The organism is Burkholderia sp. Bp9016, assembly GCF_003857765.1.
In the GTDB taxonomy this organism is placed as follows: Bacteria; Pseudomonadota; Gammaproteobacteria; order Burkholderiales; family Burkholderiaceae; genus Burkholderia.
Genome location: NZ_QTPY01000007.1, coordinates 53,464 through 72,674, shown reverse-complemented (window position 1 = coordinate 72,674; position 19,211 = coordinate 53,464). Strand labels below are relative to the sequence as shown.

At 67.9% G+C, this 19,211-nt stretch carries 15 protein-coding genes; 7 read left to right on the top strand and 8 right to left on the bottom strand.

Features of this window, described 5'->3' with window-relative positions; genetic code table 11:
• Positions 1 to 218 precede the first annotated feature (218 nt).
• Together tgt and queA are read right to left on the bottom strand one after the other, a co-directional pair.
• The gene (gene tgt / locus DIE13_RS10585) at positions 219 to 1,406 is read right to left on the bottom strand and encodes a tRNA guanosine(34) transglycosylase Tgt (RefSeq protein WP_124827098.1); all 1,188 of its coding nucleotides are present in this window, start codon (positions 1,404 to 1,406) and stop codon (positions 219 to 221) included.
• 217 nt (positions 1,407 to 1,623) lie between these two features.
• Complete coding sequence (gene queA / locus DIE13_RS10580; protein ID WP_124827097.1) at positions 1,624 to 2,691, bottom strand: tRNA preQ1(34) S-adenosylmethionine ribosyltransferase-isomerase QueA; 1,068 nt, start codon at positions 2,689 to 2,691, stop codon at positions 1,624 to 1,626.
• A 167-nt stretch (positions 2,692 to 2,858) separates the two neighbouring features.
• Here queA and recG point away from each other — a divergent pair, with 167 nt between their 5' ends.
• From recG to ubiA, 6 genes are all read left to right on the top strand, one after another.
• Positions 2,859 to 5,213 carry an ATP-dependent DNA helicase RecG gene (gene recG, locus DIE13_RS10575; RefSeq protein ID WP_124827096.1) on the top strand — a complete coding sequence of 785 codons (2,355 nt, stop codon included), beginning with the start codon at positions 2,859 to 2,861 and terminating at the stop codon, positions 5,211 to 5,213.
• Between the two features lie 125 nt (positions 5,214 to 5,338).
• Positions 5,339 to 6,298 (top strand): hydrogen peroxide-inducible genes activator, encoded by a 960-nt coding sequence (locus DIE13_RS10570; RefSeq protein WP_096505078.1) that lies wholly within the window; start codon positions 5,339 to 5,341, stop codon positions 6,296 to 6,298.
• Positions 6,299 to 6,843: 545 nt separating this feature from the next.
• The gene (gene katG / locus DIE13_RS10565) at positions 6,844 to 9,030 is read left to right on the top strand and encodes a catalase/peroxidase HPI (RefSeq protein WP_124827095.1); all 2,187 of its coding nucleotides are present in this window, start codon (positions 6,844 to 6,846) and stop codon (positions 9,028 to 9,030) included.
• 98 nt (positions 9,031 to 9,128) lie between these two features.
• Positions 9,129 to 9,293 carry a hypothetical protein gene (locus DIE13_RS32850; RefSeq protein WP_175750742.1) on the top strand — a complete coding sequence of 55 codons (165 nt, stop codon included), beginning with the start codon at positions 9,129 to 9,131 and terminating at the stop codon, positions 9,291 to 9,293.
• Positions 9,294 to 9,421: 128 nt separating this feature from the next.
• Positions 9,422 to 9,910 carry a non-specific DNA-binding protein DpsA gene (dpsA, locus tag DIE13_RS10560; RefSeq protein WP_124827094.1) on the top strand — a complete coding sequence of 163 codons (489 nt, stop codon included), beginning with the start codon at positions 9,422 to 9,424 and terminating at the stop codon, positions 9,908 to 9,910.
• A gap of 308 nt (positions 9,911 to 10,218) precedes the next feature.
• Entirely contained in the window at positions 10,219 to 11,091 is an 873-nt protein-coding gene (gene ubiA, locus DIE13_RS10555; protein ID WP_124827093.1) for a 4-hydroxybenzoate octaprenyltransferase, read from the top strand.
• Positions 11,092 to 11,184: 93 nt separating this feature from the next.
• Here the strand turns inward: ubiA and proC are convergent, their stop codons facing one another.
• The 6 genes from proC to DIE13_RS10525 form a co-directional block, all read right to left on the bottom strand.
• Positions 11,185 to 11,997 carry a pyrroline-5-carboxylate reductase gene (gene proC, locus DIE13_RS10550; RefSeq protein ID WP_124827092.1) on the bottom strand — a complete coding sequence of 271 codons (813 nt, stop codon included), beginning with the start codon at positions 11,995 to 11,997 and terminating at the stop codon, positions 11,185 to 11,187.
• A 44-nt stretch (positions 11,998 to 12,041) separates the two neighbouring features.
• Positions 12,042 to 12,740 carry a YggS family pyridoxal phosphate-dependent enzyme gene (locus DIE13_RS10545; protein WP_124827091.1) on the bottom strand — a complete coding sequence of 233 codons (699 nt, stop codon included), beginning with the start codon at positions 12,738 to 12,740 and terminating at the stop codon, positions 12,042 to 12,044.
• A gap of 103 nt (positions 12,741 to 12,843) precedes the next feature.
• Positions 12,844 to 14,070 (bottom strand): glycolate oxidase subunit GlcF, encoded by a 1,227-nt coding sequence (gene glcF, locus DIE13_RS10540; RefSeq protein WP_124827090.1) that lies wholly within the window; start codon positions 14,068 to 14,070, stop codon positions 12,844 to 12,846.
• 10 nt (positions 14,071 to 14,080) lie between these two features.
• Positions 14,081 to 15,169 carry a glycolate oxidase subunit GlcE gene (glcE, locus tag DIE13_RS10535; RefSeq protein WP_124827089.1) on the bottom strand — a complete coding sequence of 363 codons (1,089 nt, stop codon included), beginning with the start codon at positions 15,167 to 15,169 and terminating at the stop codon, positions 14,081 to 14,083.
• 254 nt (positions 15,170 to 15,423) lie between these two features.
• A complete protein-coding gene (locus tag DIE13_RS10530; RefSeq protein WP_124827088.1) occupies positions 15,424 to 16,917 on the bottom strand; it encodes an FAD-linked oxidase C-terminal domain-containing protein in 1,494 nt (497 codons plus the stop codon).
• A 43-nt stretch (positions 16,918 to 16,960) separates the two neighbouring features.
• On the bottom strand, positions 16,961 to 18,370 hold the full coding sequence (locus tag DIE13_RS10525) for an FAD-binding oxidoreductase (protein ID WP_124827087.1): 1,410 nt from the start codon (positions 18,368 to 18,370) through the stop codon (positions 16,961 to 16,963).
• A gap of 251 nt (positions 18,371 to 18,621) precedes the next feature.
• Between DIE13_RS10525 and DIE13_RS10520 the strand changes: the two genes are divergently transcribed.
• Positions 18,622 to 19,173 (top strand): cob(I)yrinic acid a,c-diamide adenosyltransferase, encoded by a 552-nt coding sequence (locus DIE13_RS10520; protein ID WP_124827086.1) that lies wholly within the window; start codon positions 18,622 to 18,624, stop codon positions 19,171 to 19,173.
• Positions 19,174 to 19,211: the final 38 nt, after the last annotated feature.

The window sequence follows — 19,211 nt, the reverse complement described above, 5'->3', positions numbered from 1 at the left end:
ATCGAAAAATAAGCCGGTTATTCTACCACCGGCCCCATGTGCAAACGGCGTGGCAAATGCGCTTTCGGATCAAGCTGTTAAAGCGCGAACCGGCACCGTCGCGACGCGTTTGGAAAGGCGATTGTAATATTCGGCGGTCGTGACCGGCACGTGGAACGCATTATTTAGTACGCGTCCTATGTGGCGGACCGCCGCGCGAGCCGCGGGCAGCGGGCCCGTCAGTCGACCCCTCTCGCGCGATCCTCCGCGAAGCGCTGGCGGAACGCGTCGAACGTGTGGGTTTCGATCGCGTCGCGCATTTCGCTCATCAGCTGCAGGTAGTAGTGCAGGTTGTGGATCGTGTTCAGCTGCGCGCCGAGGATTTCGCCGACGCGGTGCAGGTGGTGCAGGTAGCCGCGCGAGAAGTTCCGGCACGTGTAGCACGTGCAGGTGGAATCGAGCGGCTTCAGCGAGTTCTTGTGCGTCGCGTTGCGGATCTTCACGTCGCCGAAGCGCGTGAAGAGCCAGCCGTTGCGCGCATTGCGGGTCGGCATCACGCAGTCGAACATGTCGACGCCGTTCGCGACGCCCTCGACCAGATCCTCCGGCGTGCCGACGCCCATCAGGTAGTGCGGCTTGTTGGCCGGCAGCTTCGGGCCGACGTGCCGCAGCACGCGCATCATGTCTTCCTTCGGCTCGCCGACCGACAGCCCGCCGATCGCGAGGCCATGGAAGCCGAGTTCCGACAGGCCCGCGAGCGATTCGTCGCGCAGGTCCTCGAACATCCCGCCCTGGACGATCCCGAACAGCGCGTTCGGGTTGCCGAGCCGGTCGAACTCGTCGAGCGAGCGCTTCGCCCAGCGCAGCGACATGCGCATCGAGTCGGCCGCTTCCTTGTGCGTCGTCGGCACGCCGTTGGTGGCGTACGGCGTGCATTCGTCGAACTGCATCACGATGTCGGAGTTCAGCACCTTCTGGATCTGCATCGACACTTCCGGCGACAGGAACAGCTTGTCTCCGTTGATCGGCGACGCGAACGTGACGCCGTCCTCGGTGATCTTGCGCAGGTCGCCGAGCGAGAACACCTGGAAGCCGCCCGAGTCGGTCAGGATCGGCTTGTTCCAGCCCATGAAGCCGTGCAGCCCGCCGTGCGCATCGATCGTGTCGAGGCCGGGGCGCAGCCACAGGTGGAACGTGTTGCCGAGGATGATCTGGGCCTTGATCTCGTGCAACTCGCGCGGCTGGATCGCCTTCACGGTGCCATACGTGCCGACCGGCATGAAGATCGGCGTTTCGACCACGCCGTGGTTGAGCTTCACGCGGCCGCGGCGCGCATGGCCGTCGGTCGTCAGCAGTTCGAATTCGAGCCCGTTGGCGGGGCGGTCCTGCACGGGAGCGTGTGTATCGTGGGATGAACCTTCGGTCATCGCGTCATTCTCCTTGCTACCGGAAATGCTTTGCATGGGACCGGAGTATGCGCTAAAGCGCTGACTCCGGATCGACAAGTCCGGCGCATGTTGGAAGCGCCGCCGGCAAGCCGGCGGCGGGGAAAAGCGGATGCGCGCCATCGTAGCGCGCAGCGGGAAAACGGGTGTCGCGGCACGATGGCGGACGCGCGTGCGCGGGCCCTCGTGCCTGCCGCGCTTACGCGCCCGGCGCTTCCGGCGTGTCGCGTCGCGTGAGCAGCATCGCGTCGCCGTAGCTGAAGAAGCGGTAGCGCGCGTCGATCGCGTGCCGGTACGCGGCGCGGATCGTCTCGACGCCCGCGAACGCGGACACCAGCATCAGCAGCGTCGACTTCGGCAGGTGGAAGTTCGTGACGAGCCGGTCGACCACACGGAAACGGTAGCCGGGCGTGATGAAGATGTCGGTCTCGGCCTGTGTCGCCGCGAGCGGGCGGCCCGCTTCGTCGGCGCTGCGCGCCGCGGCTTCGAGCGCGCGCATCGACGTCGTGCCGACCGCGATCACGTTGCCGCCGCGCGCGCGGGTCGCGGCGATCTTGTCGACGAGCGATTGCGGCAGGTCGTACCACTCGCTGTGCATCTTGTGCTCGGCGATGTTCTCGACGCGCACCGGCTGGAACGTGCCGGCGCCCACGTGCAGCGTGAGCGTCGCGCGCTCGACGCCCATCGCGTCGAGCTTCTCCAGCAGCGGCTGGTCGAAATGGAGCCCGGCCGTGGGCGCGGCGACCGCGCCCGGGTTGCTCGCATAGACTGTCTGGTAGCGTGTCTCGTCGTTCGCGTCGGGGTCGTGCTCGATGTACGGCGGCAGCGGCAGGCGGCCGTACTGCTCGATCAGCGTGAGGCACGGCTCGGGGAAGTGCAGCGTGAAGAACGGCTCGACGCGCTCGCCGACCGTCACGTCGAACGCATCGGCGAGGCGCAGCGTCGTGCCGGCGCCGGGCGACTTGCTCGCGCGGATTTGCGCGAGCGCCGTGTGCGTGCCGGTCACGCGCTCGATCAGCACCTCGATCTTGCCGCCGCTGGCCTTCTGGCCGAAGAAGCGGGCCTTCAGCACCTTGGTATCGTTGAAGACGAGCAGGTCGCCGGGTGAGATGCACGACGGCAGCTCGGCGAAACGGCGGTCGACGAGGCGCGCGGGCTCGACGGTGCGATCCACCTCGAGCAGGCGGCTCGCGGTGCGATCGGGCAGCGCGGTTTGCGCAATCAGCTCGGGCGGCAGATTGAAATCGAAATCGGAAAGCGTGAACATGCGGGCTGGTTCGAAACGGCCGGCGGGCGCCGCCGACAGGGCGGAAACGCATAAATGGGGCGCGCGAGCCGCTATGATGGCGGGATGCGCGGCCTGGCCGGCGTCGTTCGTTCGGACGACGTGAAAGCCGCTATTGTACTTGTCTTGCGAAGCCCCCAGACGATCCGATGCCTGTGTCACCACGACGTTCCACCGCCGCCGTTGCAGATTCCGCCGATCCGTTCGACGCGGAGGATGCCGCGCTACCCGCGCGAGGCGCGGGGGAGCGCGGTTCCGTGGAGCGCGCGGAGCCGCGCAGTGCCGCACCGCGTCGCGCCGGCCCGAAGCGCGGTGCCGACGGGCGGCTCGCACAGCCGGCGGCCGTCGCGCCCGACGTCGAACCGGGCACGGGCGGCGACGAAGCGGACGCGTCCGGCGCATCCGGCACGAAACGCAAGAAGAAGCCGGCTGCCGACAAACCGGTGAAGACCGTCGACAAGCTCGCGAAGCTGGGCCTCACGCGCTCGATCGATCTCGTACTGCATCTGCCGATGCGTTACGAGGACGAAACCACGCTCACGCCGATCGGCGAACTGCTGCCCGGCGGCATCGCGCAGACCGAAGGCGTCGTGTTCGACAACGAGGTCGCGTACCGGCCGCGCCGCCAGCTCGTCGTGAAGATCCAGGATGACGACGGTGAGCATCTCGTGCTGCGGTTCCTGAATTTCTACGGCTCGCAGGTCAAGCAGATGGCCGTCGGCCAGCGGCTGCGCGTGCGCGGCGACGTGCGCGGCGGCTTCTTCGGGATGGAGATGGTGCATCCGGCGGTGCGCGTGGTCGAGGCCGACGCGCCGTTGCCGCAGGTGCTTACGCCGGTCTATCCGAGCACGGCGGGCGTGTCGCAGGCGTATCTGCGCAAGGCGATCGAGAATGCGGTCGAGCGTACGCCGCTGCCCGAGCTGCTGCCGCCGGAGATCGTGCGCGACTACCTGAAGCCGCTCGGCGTGCCGTCCCTCGAGCAGGCCGTGCGGATCCTGCATCACCCCGGCGTCGATTCGGACGAAGCCGCACTGATGGACGGCTCGCACCCGGCGTGGACGCGCATCAAGTTCGAGGAGCTGCTCGCGCAGCAGTTGTCGCTCAAGCGCGCCCACGAGGAGCGCCGCACGCGCGCCGCGCCCGCGATGCCGCGCCGCACCGCGAGCGACGCCGACGCGCTCACCACGCGCCTCTACGCGGCGCTGCCGTTCACGCTGACGGGCGCGCAGGCGCGCGTCGTCGACGAGATCGCGCACGACCTCACGCTCGCGCACCCGATGCAGCGGCTGTTGCAGGGCGATGTCGGCAGCGGCAAGACGGTCGTCGCGGCGCTGGCCGCCACGCAGGCGATCGATGCCGGCTACCAGGCCGCGCTGATGGCGCCGACCGAAATCCTCGCGGAGCAGCACGCGCGCAAGCTGCGCGCATGGCTCGAGCCGCTCGGCGTGACGGTCGCGTGGCTCGCGGGCAGCCTGAAGGCGAAGGACAAGCGCGCGGCGATCGAGGCCGCGGCGCTCGGCACCGCCCAGCTCGTGATCGGCACGCACGCGATTATCCAGGACACCGTCGAATTCGCGCGGCTCGGCCTCGTGATCGTCGACGAGCAGCATCGTTTCGGCGTCGAGCAGCGTCTCGCGCTGCGTGCGAAGGCGGCGAATGCGGCCAACGGCGCACGCGATTTCCAGCCGCACCAGTTGATGATGTCGGCCACGCCGATCCCGCGCACGCTCGCGATGACGTATTACGCGGATCTCGAGGTGTCGACGATCGACGAGCTGCCGCCGGGCCGCACGCCGGTGCTGACGCGCCTCGTCGGCGACGCGCGGCGCGAAGAGGTGATCGCCCGCGTGCGCGAAGCCGCGCTGACCGGCCGCCAGGTGTACTGGGTGTGTCCGCTGATCGAGGAGAGCGAGACGCTGCAGTTGCAGACCGCCGTCGAGACCTACGAGACGCTGGCCGCCGCACTGCCCGAACTGAAGGTCGGCCTCGTGCACGGCCGCTTGTCGCCGGCCGACAAGGCGGCGGTGATGGAAGCGTTCACGCGCAACGAGGTCCAGCTGCTGGTCGCGACGACCGTGATCGAAGTCGGCGTCGACGTGCCGAACGCATCGTTGATGGTGATCGAGCACGCGGAGCGCTTCGGCCTCGCGCAGTTGCACCAGTTGCGCGGCCGCGTCGGGCGCGGTACCGCGGCGTCGGTGTGCGTGCTGCTGTACACCGGTCCGCTGTCGCTCACGGGCCGCGAACGGCTGAAGACGATGCGCGAGACGACCGACGGCTTCGAGATCGCGCGGCGCGACCTCGAAATCCGCGGCCCCGGCGAATTCCTCGGCGCGCGCCAGTCGGGCGCGGCGATGCTGCGCTTCGCGAACCTCGAAACCGATGGCTGGCTGATCGACCCGGCCCGCGATGCCGCGTCGCGGCTGATTGCCGCGTATCCCGACATCGTCACGCAGCATCTCGCGCGCTGGCTCGGCGCGCGCGAGCAGTATCTGAAGGCCTGATTCGCCCATTCAGGGTTGGATCCGCGCCGCCGGCGGGCGTATCCCGATGCAGAGAAACTTGGCGAACCGGTGTCAGTAGGTGTATAAATTAAACCTATCGCCTGTATATCCCTGATTGACCCACAATGACGCTGACTGAATTGAAATACATCGTCGCGGTCGCGCGCGAGCGGCATTTCGGCCGCGCGGCCGAAGCATGCTTCGTGAGCCAGCCGACGCTTTCGGTGGCGATCAAGAAGCTGGAAGACGAGCTCAACGTGCAGATTTTCGAGCGCGGCGCGAGCGAGGTGAGCGTGACGCCGATCGGCGACCAGATCGTCACCCAGGCGCAGCGCGTGCTCGAGCAGACCTTCGCGATCAAGGAGATCGCGAAGCAGGGCAAGGATCCGCTCGTCGGCCCGTTCCGTCTCGGCGTGATCTATACGATCGGGCCGTACCTGCTGCCGACGCTCGTCAAGCAGATGATCCAGCGTGTGCCGCAGATGCCGTTGATGCTGCAGGAGAACTACACGCTGAAGCTGCTCGAACTGCTGAAGCAGGGCGAGATCGACGCCGCGATCATGGCGCTGCCGTTCCCCGAAACCGGCCTGATGGTGCGGCCGCTGTACGACGAGCCGTTTGTCGTCGCGCTGCCGGCAGGACATCCGTGGGAGAAGCGCGAGGAGATCGACGCCGAGGATCTGAAGCAGGAAACCATGCTGCTGCTCGGCAACGGCCACTGCTTCCGCGATCACGTGCTCGGCGTGTGCCCGGAGTTGATGCGTTTCTCGCAGACGGCCGACGGCATCCAGAAGACCTTCGAAGGCTCGTCGCTCGAGACGATTCGCCACATGGTCGCGAGCGGCGTCGGCATCACGGTGCTGCCGCGCATGTCGGTCGCCGAGATCGGCCCGCGCGCGAACGGCCCCGATGCCGAGCTGTTGTCGTACGTGCCGTTCAACGAACCGGTGCCCGATCGCCGGGTCGTGCTGGTTTGGCGCAAGAGCTTCACGCGGATGCCGGCGATCGACGCGATCAGCGAGGCGATCGCCGCGTGCGATCTGCCGGGCGTCGCGAAGCTCGACATGCCGGCGACGATGAACTGACCCTGACCGGGCACGGCGAGTACCAAGGCCGGCCGGTGAACGGGGTCTTGCGACCCCGTTTATTTTTCCCTATCGCATAGATGAAATTAATTAAATTCAAATATTCGATAGATGAACATAGAATCTTCCATATGGATCGGCGTTGCAGCGAAGGCCGATCCGCACGCTGAATGCAAGCGTCAAAGGAGGATGTCATGATGCGGTCGGTATTGCAGCACGCGCAGCGGAACATCCCGTCGCGCGACGAGGTCGTAAATCGAGCCAGGGCCGCGGCCCGCAGCCTGCGCCCGATTGCGTTCGCGTATCTGGCGGATCGTGTGTATGGCGGATGAGTGCCGCCGCACGCCGGTCCCGTGTTCCCCCGATTCACCCGCGATCCAGCCATGAGGGAGCCTTGCATGTCCGAAGTCACGAAACCCGCACCGAAGGCCGCGCCTGACACCCCGTAGCACGACAGGACCAACCTGTTCCGTTTCACCCCCGCAATGCTCCACGAACCGTGCCACGGCACGTGGGGGCCTACGAGCAAGCAAAGGAGAAAAAGCATGTCGACCGAATCGAAATGTCCGTTCAACCATACGGCGGCCGGCGGCACGTCGAATCAGGACTGGTGGCCGAATCAGCTGAACCTGAACATCCTGCACCGGCATTCGGCGTTGTCCGACCCGATGGACAAGGATTTCGACTACGCCGAGGCGTTCAAGAAGCTGGACCTTGCGGCGGTGAAGCGGGATCTGCATGCGCTGATGACTACGTCGCAGGACTGGTGGCCGGCCGACTTCGGCCACTACGGCGGCCTGTTCGTCCGCATGGCATGGCACAGCGCCGGCACGTACCGGATCGCCGACGGCCGCGGCGGCGCGGGCGGCGGGCAACAGCGCTTCGCGCCGCTCAACAGCTGGCCGGACAACGTGAGCCTCGACAAGGCGCGCCGGCTGCTGTGGCCGATCAAGCAGAAGTACGGCCGCAACATCTCGTGGGCCGACCTGCTGATCCTGACCGGCAACGTCGCGCTCGAATCGATGGGCTTCAAGACCTTCGGTTACGCAGGCGGCCGCGTCGACACGTGGGAGCCGGACGACGTCTACTGGGGTTCGGAAAAGATCTGGCTGGAACTGAGCGGCGGCCCGAACAGCCGTTACTCCGGCGACCGCAATCTCGAAAACCCGCTCGCCGCCGTGCAGATGGGCCTCATTTACGTGAACCCGGAAGGCCCGGACGGCAATCCCGACCCGGTCGCCGCGGCGCGCGACATCCGCGAGACGTTTGCGCGGATGGCGATGAACGACGAAGAGACGGTCGCGCTGATCGCGGGCGGCCATACGTTCGGCAAGACGCACGGCGCCGGTCCGGCGTCGAACGTCGGCCCCGAGCCGGAAGCCGCAGGCCTCGAAGAGCAGGGTCTCGGCTGGAAGAGCACGTTTGGCACGGGCAAGGGCAAGGACGCGATCACGAGCGGTCTCGAAGTCACGTGGACGTCGACGCCGACGAAGTGGAGCAACGACTTCTTCAAGCACCTGTTCAGCTACGAATGGGAACTGACGAAGAGCCCGGCCGGCGCGCACCAGTGGGTCGCGAAGGGCGCCGACGAGGTGATTCCGGATGCGTTCGATTCGTCGAAGAAGCATCGCCCGACGATGTTGACGACCGACCTGTCGCTGCGTTTCGACCCGGCCTACGAGAAGATCTCGCGCCGCTTCTACGAGAACCCGGCCGAGTTCGCCGATGCGTTCGCGCGCGCCTGGTTCAAGCTCACGCACCGCGACATGGGTCCGCGTACGCGTTATCTCGGCCCGGAAGTGCCGGCCGAGCATCTGCTGTGGCAAGACCCGGTCCCGGCCGTCGACCACAAGCTGATCGATGATGCCGACGTCGCGGCGCTGAAGGCGCAGATTCTCGCGACGGGGCTGACCGTGTCGCAGCTCGTGTCGACCGCGTGGGCGTCGGCCTCGACGTTCCGCGGTTCGGACAAGCGCGGCGGCGCGAACGGTGCGCGCATCCGCCTCGCGCCGCAGAAGGACTGGGAAGTGAACCAGCCCGCGCAGCTCGCGACGGTGCTCGAGAAGCTCGAAGGCGTGCAGAAAGCGTTCAACGACGCGCAGACGGGCGGCAAGAAGGTGTCGCTCGCCGACCTGATCGTGCTGGCCGGTGCGGCCGGTGTCGAACAGGCCGCGAAGCACGCGGGCGTCGCGGTGACGGTGCCGTTCGCAGCGGGCCGGACGGACGCATCGCAGGAGCAGACCGACGTCGAAGCGATGGCCGTGCTCGAGCCGGTGGCGGACGGTTTCCGCAACTACCTGAAGCACGCGTACAAGACCCCGGCCGAAGCGTTGCTGGTCGACAAGGCGCAGTTGCTGACGCTGAGCGGGCCGGAGCTGACGGTGCTCGTCGGTGGCCTGCGTGTGCTCGGCGCGAACGTCGGCGAATCGAAGCATGGCGTGTTCACCGATCGTCCGGGCGCGCTGACCAACGACTTCTTTGTGAACCTGCTCGACATGGGTACGGAGTGGAAGCCGGTGTCGGCCGCGAACGACGTGTTCGAGGGGCGCGACCGCGCGACGGGTCAGGTGAAGTGGACCGGCACGCGCGTCGACCTGATCTTCGGCTCGCACTCGCAGCTGCGTGCGCTCGCCGAGGTGTACGGCAGCGCGGACGCGAACGAGAAGTTCGTGCGCGATTTCGTCGCGGCCTGGAACAAGGTGATGAACCTCGACCGCTTCGACCTCGCGTGAATGTCGCGATGCGGTAGTGCAGTCACGTTGTAACGTGAAACGGCCGGTCGCACGACCGGCCGTTTTTTCTTCCACTGTTTCTTGAAGGAGTGACGACCATGACGCAAATGATGCTGCACATGCGTGCCGCGGCTGCGGCGCCCATCCTGCGATCCCCGGGTGAGCTGGCGCGGCGCATCGTCGGTTTCGCGATCGTCATCGGCGGCGCCGCGGAGCTGATTGCGCATGCGCTGCACGCGATTGCGCCGCTTTCCGGCGGCTGAGCGCGGCGATCGCCCCGCCGGCCCGCCACGCCGGACTGGCAAGTCGCGAACGAATGCCGCGCGACGCGGCACGCGGATTGCTCGACGCATTTTCGCCGGTTCAACATTTCGAATGAGGAGTCCCGAAGATGGCCAAGAAAGGCAACGCAACGCAGATCAACATCGGCATCAGCGACAAGGACCGCAGGAAGATCGCGGACGGCCTGTCACGCCTGCTGGCCGATACGTTTTCGCTGTACCTGAAGACCCACAATTTTCACTGGAACGTCACGGGTCCGATGTTCAACACGCTGCACCTGATGTTCGAAGAGCAGTACAACGAACTGTGGCTCGCGGTTGATCTGGTCGCGGAGCGCATTCGCACGCTCGGCGTCGTTGCACCCGGCACGTTCGCGGATTTCGCGAAGCTGTCGTCGGTGCCGGAAGCGAACGGCGTACCGGCAGCCGAAGAGATGATCCGCCAACTCGTCGAAGGGCACGAGACGGTCGTGCGCACCGCGCGCGAAATCTTCCCGGTCGCCGACGCGGCGAGCGACGAGCCGACCGCCGACCTGCTGACGCAGCGCCTGCAGACGCATGAAAAGACCGCGTGGATGCTGCGGTCGCTGCTCGCGTAAGCCCGCGCCGTCCGGCCGCGATGCGCGGCCGGACGGCGCGGCGCGGGCCCCTTCAACACTCAAGCCCGGGCCGGCTTGCATTCCGGCCGCGCACACGCTGCGCCGCAGGCCATCTGTCCCTTGATCGACCCGTACCGCGGACGGTCCGCGCGCGGCGGCTTCAAGGGACTCCAATGGGTCTCAAGGGGTCTCACCGGGCCTCCGGCGGCTCATGCGGGCCCGGCGGCAACCGGGCGCGAGCCGTGTCGACATGACGCGAACCACCGCTCGGCTCTAAAATGCCGGGATTATCTTCCCGGTGCTTCACCATGCTTGCCCGCTTCCCCCTGTACCTGCGGCTCGTCCGGATGGACAAGCCGATCGGCAGCCTGCTGCTGCTGTGGCCGACGCTCAACGCACTGTGGATCGCGTCGGACGGCCATCCGCGCTGGTCGCTGCTCGTGATCTTCGCACTCGGCACGCTGCTGATGCGCTCGGCCGGCTGCGCGATGAACGATTACGCCGACCGCGATTTCGACCGCCACGTGAAGCGCACGGCCGACCGGCCGCTGACGTCGGGCAAGATTCGCGCATGGGAAGCCGTCGCGATCGCGGTGGTGCTGTCGTTCATCGCGTTCCTGCTGATCCTGCCGCTCAATACGCTGACGAAAGAGCTGTCGGTGGTCGCGCTGTTCGTCGCCGGCTCGTATCCGTTCATGAAGCGCTTCTTCGCGATTCCCCAGGCGTATCTCGGCATCGCGTTCGGCTTCGGCATTCCGATGGCGTTCGCGGCCGTGCAGGACACGGTGCCCACGCTTGCGTGGGTGATGCTGATCGCGAACATTTTCTGGTCGGTCGCGTACGACACCGAATACGCGATGGTCGATCGCGACGACGACATCAAGATCGGCATTCGCACGTCCGCGCTGACGTTCGGCCGCTTCGACGTCGTGGCCGTGATGGCCTGCTATGCGGCGACGCTCGGCATCTACGTGTGGATCGGCGTGACGCTCGGCTTCGGGCTCGCGTACTGGGCCGGCTGGGCCGCGGCGGTCGGCTGCGCGCTGTATCACTACACGCTGATCAAGGACCGCGAGCGGATGCCGTGCTTCGCGGCATTCCGGCACAACAACTGGCTCGGCGGCGCGCTGTTCGCGGGAATCGCCGCGCATTACCTGCTGACGGGCATGGCAGGCAACTGACGCGGCCCCGCGCCGCGCGCAGCCAACAAAAAAGCAGCCTTGGGCTGCTTTTTTGTTGGCGCTGCCGGGCGAGCCCGGCGGACGTCGTAACGCTTATGCGCGACCGAGTTCGTCGCCCATTTCCTTCGCGCGCGCTTCGGCTGCGAGCGCGCCGCGCACGATCGCTTCCTTCACGCCCTGCGCATCGAACGATGCGAGCGCGGCGGCCGTCGTGCCGCCCTTCGACGTCACGCGCTCGCGCAGCACGCTCGCCGGCTCGCCCGATTGCGCGGCGAGTTGCGCGGCGCCCGTGAACGTCGCGACCGCGAGCGCGCGGCCCTGTTCGTCGTTCATGCCGAGACGGCGTGCGGCTTCCTGCAGCGCTTCGATGAAATAGAACACGTAGGCCGGGCCGCTGCCCGAGATCGCCGTGACCGCGTCGAGTTGCGCTTCGTCGTCGAACCATACGATCTCGCCGACCGCGCCGAGCACGTTCGATGCGAGTTCGCGACCGGCCGGGTCGACGCCCGGCAGCGCGGCGAGACCCGTCACGCCCATGCCGACCAGCGCGGGCGTGTTCGGCATCGTGCGCACGACGCGGGCGTAGTCGCCGAGCCAGCGGGCGAGATCGGTGGCGCGGATGCCGGCTGCGATGCTGATCACGAGCTGCGACTTCAGATGCGGTGCGAGCGCCTGCGCGACGTCCTTCAGCACTTGCGGCTTCACCGCGAGCACGATCGCGTCGTACTCCGCGAGCGTCGCGTCGACGGCCGCGCCGGTGCGGATGCCGAATTGCTGCGCGGCGCGCGCGCGGACGTCTTCGTTGACGTCGATGGCATACAGGCCGTCAGCGGCCACACCGCGTTTGATCAGGCCGCCGATCAGGGCCGCGGCCATGTTGCCGCCGCCGATGAATGCGATTTTCATGATGTCGAATTGAGCGAGTAGGTGAACGGAAAAGAGCGTGGGGTTCAGTGCGAATAGTCGCGCGCGCCGAAGATCGCGGTGCCCACGCGCACGATCGTCGCGCCTTCGAGCACGGCCGCTTCGAGATCGGCGGACATGCCCATCGACAACGTATCGAGCGGCAGCCCGTCGGCGCGCAGCGTGTCGAACAGCGCGCGCAGCGCGCGATGCGGCGCGCGTTGCGCGTCGGTGTCGCCCGCCGGTTCGGGAATCGCCATCAGGCCGCGCAGGCGCAAGGTTGGCAGCGCGGCGACCGCGCGCGCGACGTCGGCGACCTCGGCCGGCGCGACGCCGCTCTTCGACGCCTCGCCGCTGATGTTCACCTGCACGCACACGTTCAGCGGCGGCAGGTGAGCGGGGCGCTGTTCGGCGAGGCGCTGCGCGATCTTCAGCCGGTCGACCGAATGAACCCAGTCGAAGCGCTCGGCTACGGGGCGCGTCTTGTTCGATTGCAGCGGCCCGATGAAATGCCATTCGAGTGCGGCGCGCAGGTCGGCGAGCGCGTCGATCTTGTCGATCGATTCCTGCACGTAGTTCTCGCCGAACGCGCGTTGTCCGGCCGCATGCGCGGCGCGCACGTCGTCGGCGGGAAACGTCTTCGATACGGCGAGCAGCGAGACGGTGGCGGGATCGCGGCCGGCCGCGCGGGCGGCGTCGGCGATGCGGCGATGAACGGATTCGAGACGGGCGGCGAAATCGGGCATGACGGACACGGAGGCTGGCACGGGAAGCGAATGCGGCACGGCACGCACCGCATCGATCCGACCATTATACGGACGGGGCGCCCGGCGGGGCCGGCCGTCCGCGCTAGCCGTACAGCAGATGCTCGACGAGCTGGATCCAGTGCGCGACCGGAATCTGCGTGCCGCTTTGCAGGTGCGCGATGCAGCCGATGTTGCCGGACACGATCATCTGCGGCTCGAGCGCCTGGAGCTTCAGCAGCTTCTGCTTGCGCAGCCGGTACGACAGCGATGGCTGGGTCAGCGAATACGTGCCCGCGGAACCGCAGCACAGATGGCTGTCGGCCGGCAGCCGCACATCGATGCCGAGCGTCTCGAGCAGGCGCTCGACCTTGCCGCGCGACTGCTGGCCGTGTTGCAGCGTGCACGGCGGGTGGTACGCAACGGTGTGGATCGCGCGGCGCCGCGCGAGCGTCGCGATCTCGGCCTCGAACGCCAGCAGCACGTCCGAGATGTCGCGCGTGAGCGCGACGATGCGCTGCGCCTTCTCCGCGTAGGCCGGATCGTCGCGCAGCAGGTGCGCGTATTCGAGCACCGTCGCGCCGCAGCCCGATGCGTTCATCACGATCGCCTCGGCGCCTTGCTCGACATGCGGCCACCACGCGTCGATGTTGCGACGCGCGTCGGCGAGCGCTTCGTCGTGATAGTTCAGGTGCAGGCGGATCGCGCCGCAGCAGCCCGCGTCGGGCGCGACGATCGTCTCGACGCCGAGTGCATCGAGCACGCGCGCGGTCGCGATGTTGATGTTCGGCAGCATCGACGGCTGTACGCAGCCGCCGAGCATCAGCATCTTGCGCGGATGCGTGCGCTGCGGCCATTCGAGCAGCCGCGTGCGCGGCGGCACCTTGTCGCGTAGCCGTTTCGGCAGCAGCGGCCGCACGTGCTGGCCGAGCCGCATCACGGGGGAGAACAGCGCTGCGTTCGGCACGAGGCTCGCGAGCACGCGGCGCACGAGCCGCTGCTGCACGGGGCGCTCGACCTGCGCCTCGACGTGCTTGCGGCCGATCTCGACGAGGCGGCCGTACTGGACGCCCGACGGGCAGGTCGTCTCGCAGCTGCGACACGTGAGGCAGCGATCGAGGTGCTGCTGCGTGCTGCGCGTGACGGGCGCGCCTTCGACCATCTGCTTGATCAGGTAGATGCGCCCGCGCGGGCCGTCGAGTTCGTCGCCGAGCAACTGGTAGGTCGGGCACGTCGCGGTGCAGAATCCGCAATGCACGCACTTGCGCAGGATCGCGTCGGCCTCGTCGCCGTCGGGCGTGTTGCGGATGAAATCGGCGAGGTTGGTTTGCATCGCTCAGGGCTCAGAGATCCGGGTAAAGCCGGCTGCGGTTGAAGATGCGCGCGGGATCGAACGCGGCTTTCAGTCCGCGATGGATTTTCATCAGCGGCGCGGGCAGCGGCGTGAACACGCCCGCGCTACGGTCATACGAATCGCCGGCGCGGAACAGCGTCGCATGGCCGCCGGCCTGCTTCGCGCTCATGCGCACCGTCTGCGCATCGGCGTCGGTGATCCACCAGCGCTGCGCGCCGCCCCATTCCATCAGCTGGGTGCCGGGCAGGTGCATCGGTTCGGTGATCGACGGCAGCGACAGGCGCCACAGCGCGTAGCCGGGCGGAATGCCGTTGAAGAACGGGTCGGTGTGTTCGCGCAGGCCGGCCCAGAAACGCTCGGCCTCGACCGCGTCGACGACTTCGCCGCCGAGCAGCGTCTTCGCGGATTTCACGGCGGCCTCGGCACCCGACAGGCGCAGCACGAGCGTGCCGTTGCGCCAGCCGCTCGCGCTCACGGGCAGCGGATGCCCACCCCATTCGTTGAGCTTGCGCACCGCATCGGTCGCGGTCATCTCGAACTTCAGCGTGACTTCGGCGACCGGCACCGGCAGCACCTTGATCGACAGGTCGAGCATCAGCCCGAGCGTGCCGAGCGAGCCGGCCATCAGCCGCGATACGTCGTAGCCGGCGACGTTTTTCACGACTTGTCCGCCGAAGCGCAGCAGTTCGCCGCGCCCGTTCATCAGCGTGACGCCGAGCACGAAATCGCGCGGTGCGCCGCAGGTCGCGCGGCGCGGACCCGCGAGGCCGGCCGCGACGCAGCCGCCGACGGTGGCCGCGCGGCCGAAGTGCGGCGGCTCGAACGGCAGCATCTGGCCGCACTCGGCGAGGACGGTTTCAAGCTGCGCGAGCGGCGTGCCCGCGCGGACCGTGACGACGAGTTCGGCCGGGTCGTACGACACGATGCCCTGAAACGCACGCGTGTCGAGTATTTCGCCGTCCAGCGCCTGGCCGTACCAGTCCTTGGTGCCGCCGCCGCGAATCCGCAGCGGCCGGCCGTCGGCACTGGCCGCCCGGATGCGCTCGGCCCATCCGGCGACGATGTCGTCCTCTTCCATGTTCTGTTGCTGCCTCGTTGTTGTCCGGTCGATTGTACCGGGGTGGCGCGAATGCACATCGCGACTATCCCTAAGCTCGGTATAACGAAGGCATGCAGCCGCCGCTGCGCGCACGGCCGGCGCGGGCAGGGCGGTACGTCGCGGCCCGCGCACCGCGCGGCGCTCTCAGGAAAACACCGGGCCGCCCTCAAAGCTTTCGGCCCCGAAGGAAGTCCCCTCGGGCGCCCGGCGCGAAGCGACGGGTTCGGGGGCGCTCAGAAGCGCGGCAGGTCCGGATGCGGCAGCAGTCCGCCGCGCACGTGCTGCCGGCCATATTCGGCGCAGCGCGCGCGAGTCGGGATCCCCTTGTCGGGATTGAGCAGCCCGGCCGGATCGAAGGCGCGCTTGACCGCGAAGAACGCGTCGCGCTCCTGCGGCGAGAACTGTACGCACATCGAATTGAGCTTTTCGATGCCGACGCCGTGCTCGCCCGTCACGCTGCCGCCGAATTCCACGCAGCATTCGAGGATTTCGGCGCCGAACTGCTCGGCGCGGTGCAGCTCGTCCGGGTCGTTCGCGTTGTAGAGGATCAGCGGATGCATGTTGCCGTCGCCCGCGTGGAACACGTTGATGCAGCGCAGCCCGTAGCGCGTTTCGAGCTGTTCGATGCGCGCGAGCAGCGGGCCGATCGCGCGACGCGGCACGGTGCCGTCCATGCAGTAATAGTCGGCGGAAATGCGCCCGGCGGCTGGGAACGCGTTCTTGCGGCCCGACCAGTAGCGCAGCCGCTCGCTTTCGTTGCGCGACACCTGGATGCGCGTCGCGCCGTGCTCGCGCAGCACGGCCGTCATGCGGACGATCTCTTCGGCGACTTCTTCCGGCGTGCCGTCCGATTCGCATAGCAGGATCGCCTTCGCGTCGAGGTCGTAGCCCGCGTGCGTGAACGCCTCGACCGCCTGGGTGGCCGGCTTGTCCATCATTTCGAGCCCGGCCGGGATGATGCCCGACGCGATGATCGCGGCGACCGCCTCGCCGCCCTTGACGACGTCGTCGAAGCTCGCCATCACGAGTTGCGCGGTCTGCGGCTTCGGGATCAGCTTCACCGTCACTTCGGTGACGATCGCGAACATCCCTTCGCTGCCGATCATCACCGCGAGCAGGTCGAGGCCCGGCATGTCGAGCCCGAGCGAGCCGAATTCGACGATCTCGCCGTCGATCGTGACCGCGCGCACGCGCATCACGTTGTGCACGGTCAGCCCGTATTTCAGGCAGTGCACGCCGCCGGAATTTTCCGCGACGTTGCCGCCGATCGTGCAGGCGATCTGCGACGACGGATCGGGCGCGTAGTACAGCCCGTAAGGTGCGGAGGCTTCCGAAATCGCGAGGTTGCGCACGCCGGGCTGCACGGTCGCCGTGCGTGCGTACGGGTCGACTTCGACGATGCGCGTGAAGCGCGCAAGCGACAGCACGACGCCGTTCGCGATCGGTAGCGCGCCGCCCGACAGGCTCGTGCCCGCGCCGCGCGGCACGATCGGCACTTCCATTCGGCGGCAGATCTGCACGATCCGCTGCACCTGCGATTCGGTTTCCGGCAGCGCGACCGCGAGCGGTAGCCGGCGGTAGGCGGACAGGCCGTCGCATTCGTACGGCGCGGTGTCTTCGTCGCGATACAGCAGGCAATGCGTCGGCAGCACGGCCATCAGCGCCTGCACGACTTCGCGCTGGCGCTGCGCGCGCGTCGCGCTCGACAGTTCGACGGAAGCGTTCATGGGGTCTCCTGCGGGAAGCGCAGCGTCACGCTGCGCTGCCATCTCAACACGTGAAGATCTTGCCGGGATTCATCAGATTGCGCGGATCGAGCGCGAGCTTGATCGCGCGCATGACGTCGATCGCGTTGTCGCCGTGCTCCTTCGGCAGGAAGCGCATCTTGTGCAGCCCGACGCCGTGTTCGCCCGTACAGGTGCCGCCCAGACGCAGCGCGCGCTCGACGATCCGGTCGTTGATGCGTTCGGCTTCGTCGATTTCCTCGGGTTTGTCGGGATCGATCAGGATCGCGACGTGGAAATTGCCGTCGCCGACGTGGCCGACGATCGGGCAGGGCAGCGACGATGCGCGCAGGTCGGCTTCGGTCTCCTCGACGCACGCGGCGAGCTGCGAAATCGGCACGCACACGTCGGTCGTCACCGCGCGGCAGCCGGGTTTGAGCTGCAGCATCGCGAAATACGCGTTGTGACGCGCGGCCCAGAGCCGCGTGCGATCTTCGGGGCGGGTCGCCCATTCGAAGCCCTGGCCGTTGTTCTGGCCCGCGAGCGCCTGTACGAGCTCGGCCTGTTCCTTCACGCCGGCTTCGGTGCCGTGGAATTCGAAGAACAGCGTCGGCGCTTCGGTGAGCGTGAGGTTCGAGTGGCGGTTGATCGAGCGCACGGCGAGCGAGTCGACGAATTCGACGCGCGCGATCGGCACCCCGATCTGGATCGTCTCGATCACGGTGCGCACCGCGTCGCCCATCGTCGGGAACGTGCAGATCGCGGCCGATACGGCTTCGGGCAGCGGATGCAGGCGCAGCGTGATCTCGGCGATCACGCCGAGCGTGCCCTCGGAGCCGACGAACAGGCGCGTGAGGTCGTAGCCGGCCGACGACTTGCGCGCGCGCGAACCCGTCTTCACGACGCGGCCGTCGGCGAGCACGGCGGTCAGCCCGAGCACGTTCTCGCGCATCGTCCCGTAGCGCACGGCGTTGGTGCCCGATGCTCGGGTCGCGGTCATCCCGCCGATGCTGGCGTCGGCGCCCGGATCGATCGGAAAGAACAGGCCGGTGTCGCGCAGCGCCTCGTTGAGCGCCTTGCGCGTGATGCCCGGTTCGACCGTCACGGTCAGGTCTTCGGCGTTGATCGACAGCACGCGGTTCATCTCCGACAGGTCGAGCGACACGCCGCCGCGCACGGCGAGCAGGTGGCCTTCGAGCGACGAGCCGGCGCCGTACGGGATCAGCGGCACGCCGTAGAGCGCGCACAGCGACACGACCTGCTGGATTTCATCGGCGCTGTGCGCGAACACGACGGCGTCGGGCAGTTGCGGATCGAACGGCGATTCGTCGCGGCCGTGATGGGCGCGCACGGCGTCGGCGGTCGACACGCGCTCGCCGAAGGCGGCGCGCAGCGCATCGAGCATCGCGGGCGGGAGGGGGCGGCGCGTGGCGGCCGGCGTGGCGGGATGATTCACGTATGTCTCCTTGGCGGGGCGCGGTTGGCGCTGTTGCGCCGGCCACGCGCCCATGCTTCGCGATCGACCGGACCCGGCACGTCGCGCCTGCCCGATCCCGCACATCGATCGCTTGTATGACGGATGCCGCAGCGACGCGGCGTCGGCTCATTCTACGCTGCAACGTCCGCTGCGGCCCCCGCCGCGGGCTGCGATAATCGCGTTCCAACGCAACCGGGCCGCATCGCGGCCGCGCACGAGAGGACATTCGCATGGGCAACCGCTTGAGCAAGATCGCCACGCGCACGGGCGACGATGGCACCACCGGCCTCGGCGACGGGCGCCGCATCGGCAAGGACAACGCGCGGATCGCCGCGATCGGCGACGTCGACGAACTGAACTCGAACCTCGGCGTGCTGCTCGCCGAGCCGCTGCCGGACGACGTGCGCACGGCGCTCGTCACGATCCAGCACGACCTGTTCGATCTGGGCGGCGAGCTGTGCATTCCCGGCCATACGGTGCTGGACGACACGCACCTCGCACGCCTCGACCGGTGGCTGGCCGACTACAACGCGACGCTGCCGCCGCTGAAGGAATTCATCCTGCCGGCCGGCTCGCGCGCGGCGTCGCTCGCGCACGTGTGCCGGACGGTGTGCCGCCGCGCGGAGCGCTCGATCGTCGCGCTCGGTCGCACCGACACGCTCAATGATGCGCCGCGGCGTTACGTGAACCGGCTGTCGGATCTGCTGTTCGTGCTGGCGCGCGTGCTGAACCGCGCGGGTGGCGGCTCGGACGTGCTGTGGGAGCGCGGACGCGTGCGCTGACGCGCGGTGTCGCTTTTCCGCACTGCGACAATTTGCCC

What these genes read in the sequence shown, in the direction of transcription:
- tgt (WP_124827098.1), bottom strand. Translation starts at nt 1,406, where the DNA reads ATGACCGAAGGTTCATCCCACGATACACACGCTCCCGTGCAGGACCGC.
- queA (WP_124827097.1), bottom strand. Translation starts at nt 2,691, where the DNA reads ATGTTCACGCTTTCCGATTTCGATTTCAATCTGCCGCCCGAGCTGATT.
- recG (WP_124827096.1), top strand. Translation starts at nt 2,859, where the DNA reads ATGCCTGTGTCACCACGACGTTCCACCGCCGCCGTTGCAGATTCCGCC.
- DIE13_RS10570 (WP_096505078.1), top strand. Translation starts at nt 5,339, where the DNA reads ATGACGCTGACTGAATTGAAATACATCGTCGCGGTCGCGCGCGAGCGG.
- katG (WP_124827095.1), top strand. Translation starts at nt 6,844, where the DNA reads ATGTCGACCGAATCGAAATGTCCGTTCAACCATACGGCGGCCGGCGGC.
- DIE13_RS32850 (WP_175750742.1), top strand. Translation starts at nt 9,129, where the DNA reads ATGACGCAAATGATGCTGCACATGCGTGCCGCGGCTGCGGCGCCCATC.
- dpsA (WP_124827094.1), top strand. Translation starts at nt 9,422, where the DNA reads ATGGCCAAGAAAGGCAACGCAACGCAGATCAACATCGGCATCAGCGAC.
- ubiA (WP_124827093.1), top strand. Translation starts at nt 10,219, where the DNA reads ATGCTTGCCCGCTTCCCCCTGTACCTGCGGCTCGTCCGGATGGACAAG.
- proC (WP_124827092.1), bottom strand. Translation starts at nt 11,997, where the DNA reads ATGAAAATCGCATTCATCGGCGGCGGCAACATGGCCGCGGCCCTGATC.
- DIE13_RS10545 (WP_124827091.1), bottom strand. Translation starts at nt 12,740, where the DNA reads ATGCCCGATTTCGCCGCCCGTCTCGAATCCGTTCATCGCCGCATCGCC.
- glcF (WP_124827090.1), bottom strand. Translation starts at nt 14,070, where the DNA reads ATGCAAACCAACCTCGCCGATTTCATCCGCAACACGCCCGACGGCGAC.
- glcE (WP_124827089.1), bottom strand. Translation starts at nt 15,169, where the DNA reads ATGGAAGAGGACGACATCGTCGCCGGATGGGCCGAGCGCATCCGGGCG.
- DIE13_RS10530 (WP_124827088.1), bottom strand. Translation starts at nt 16,917, where the DNA reads ATGAACGCTTCCGTCGAACTGTCGAGCGCGACGCGCGCGCAGCGCCAG.
- DIE13_RS10520 (WP_124827086.1), top strand. Translation starts at nt 18,622, where the DNA reads ATGGGCAACCGCTTGAGCAAGATCGCCACGCGCACGGGCGACGATGGC.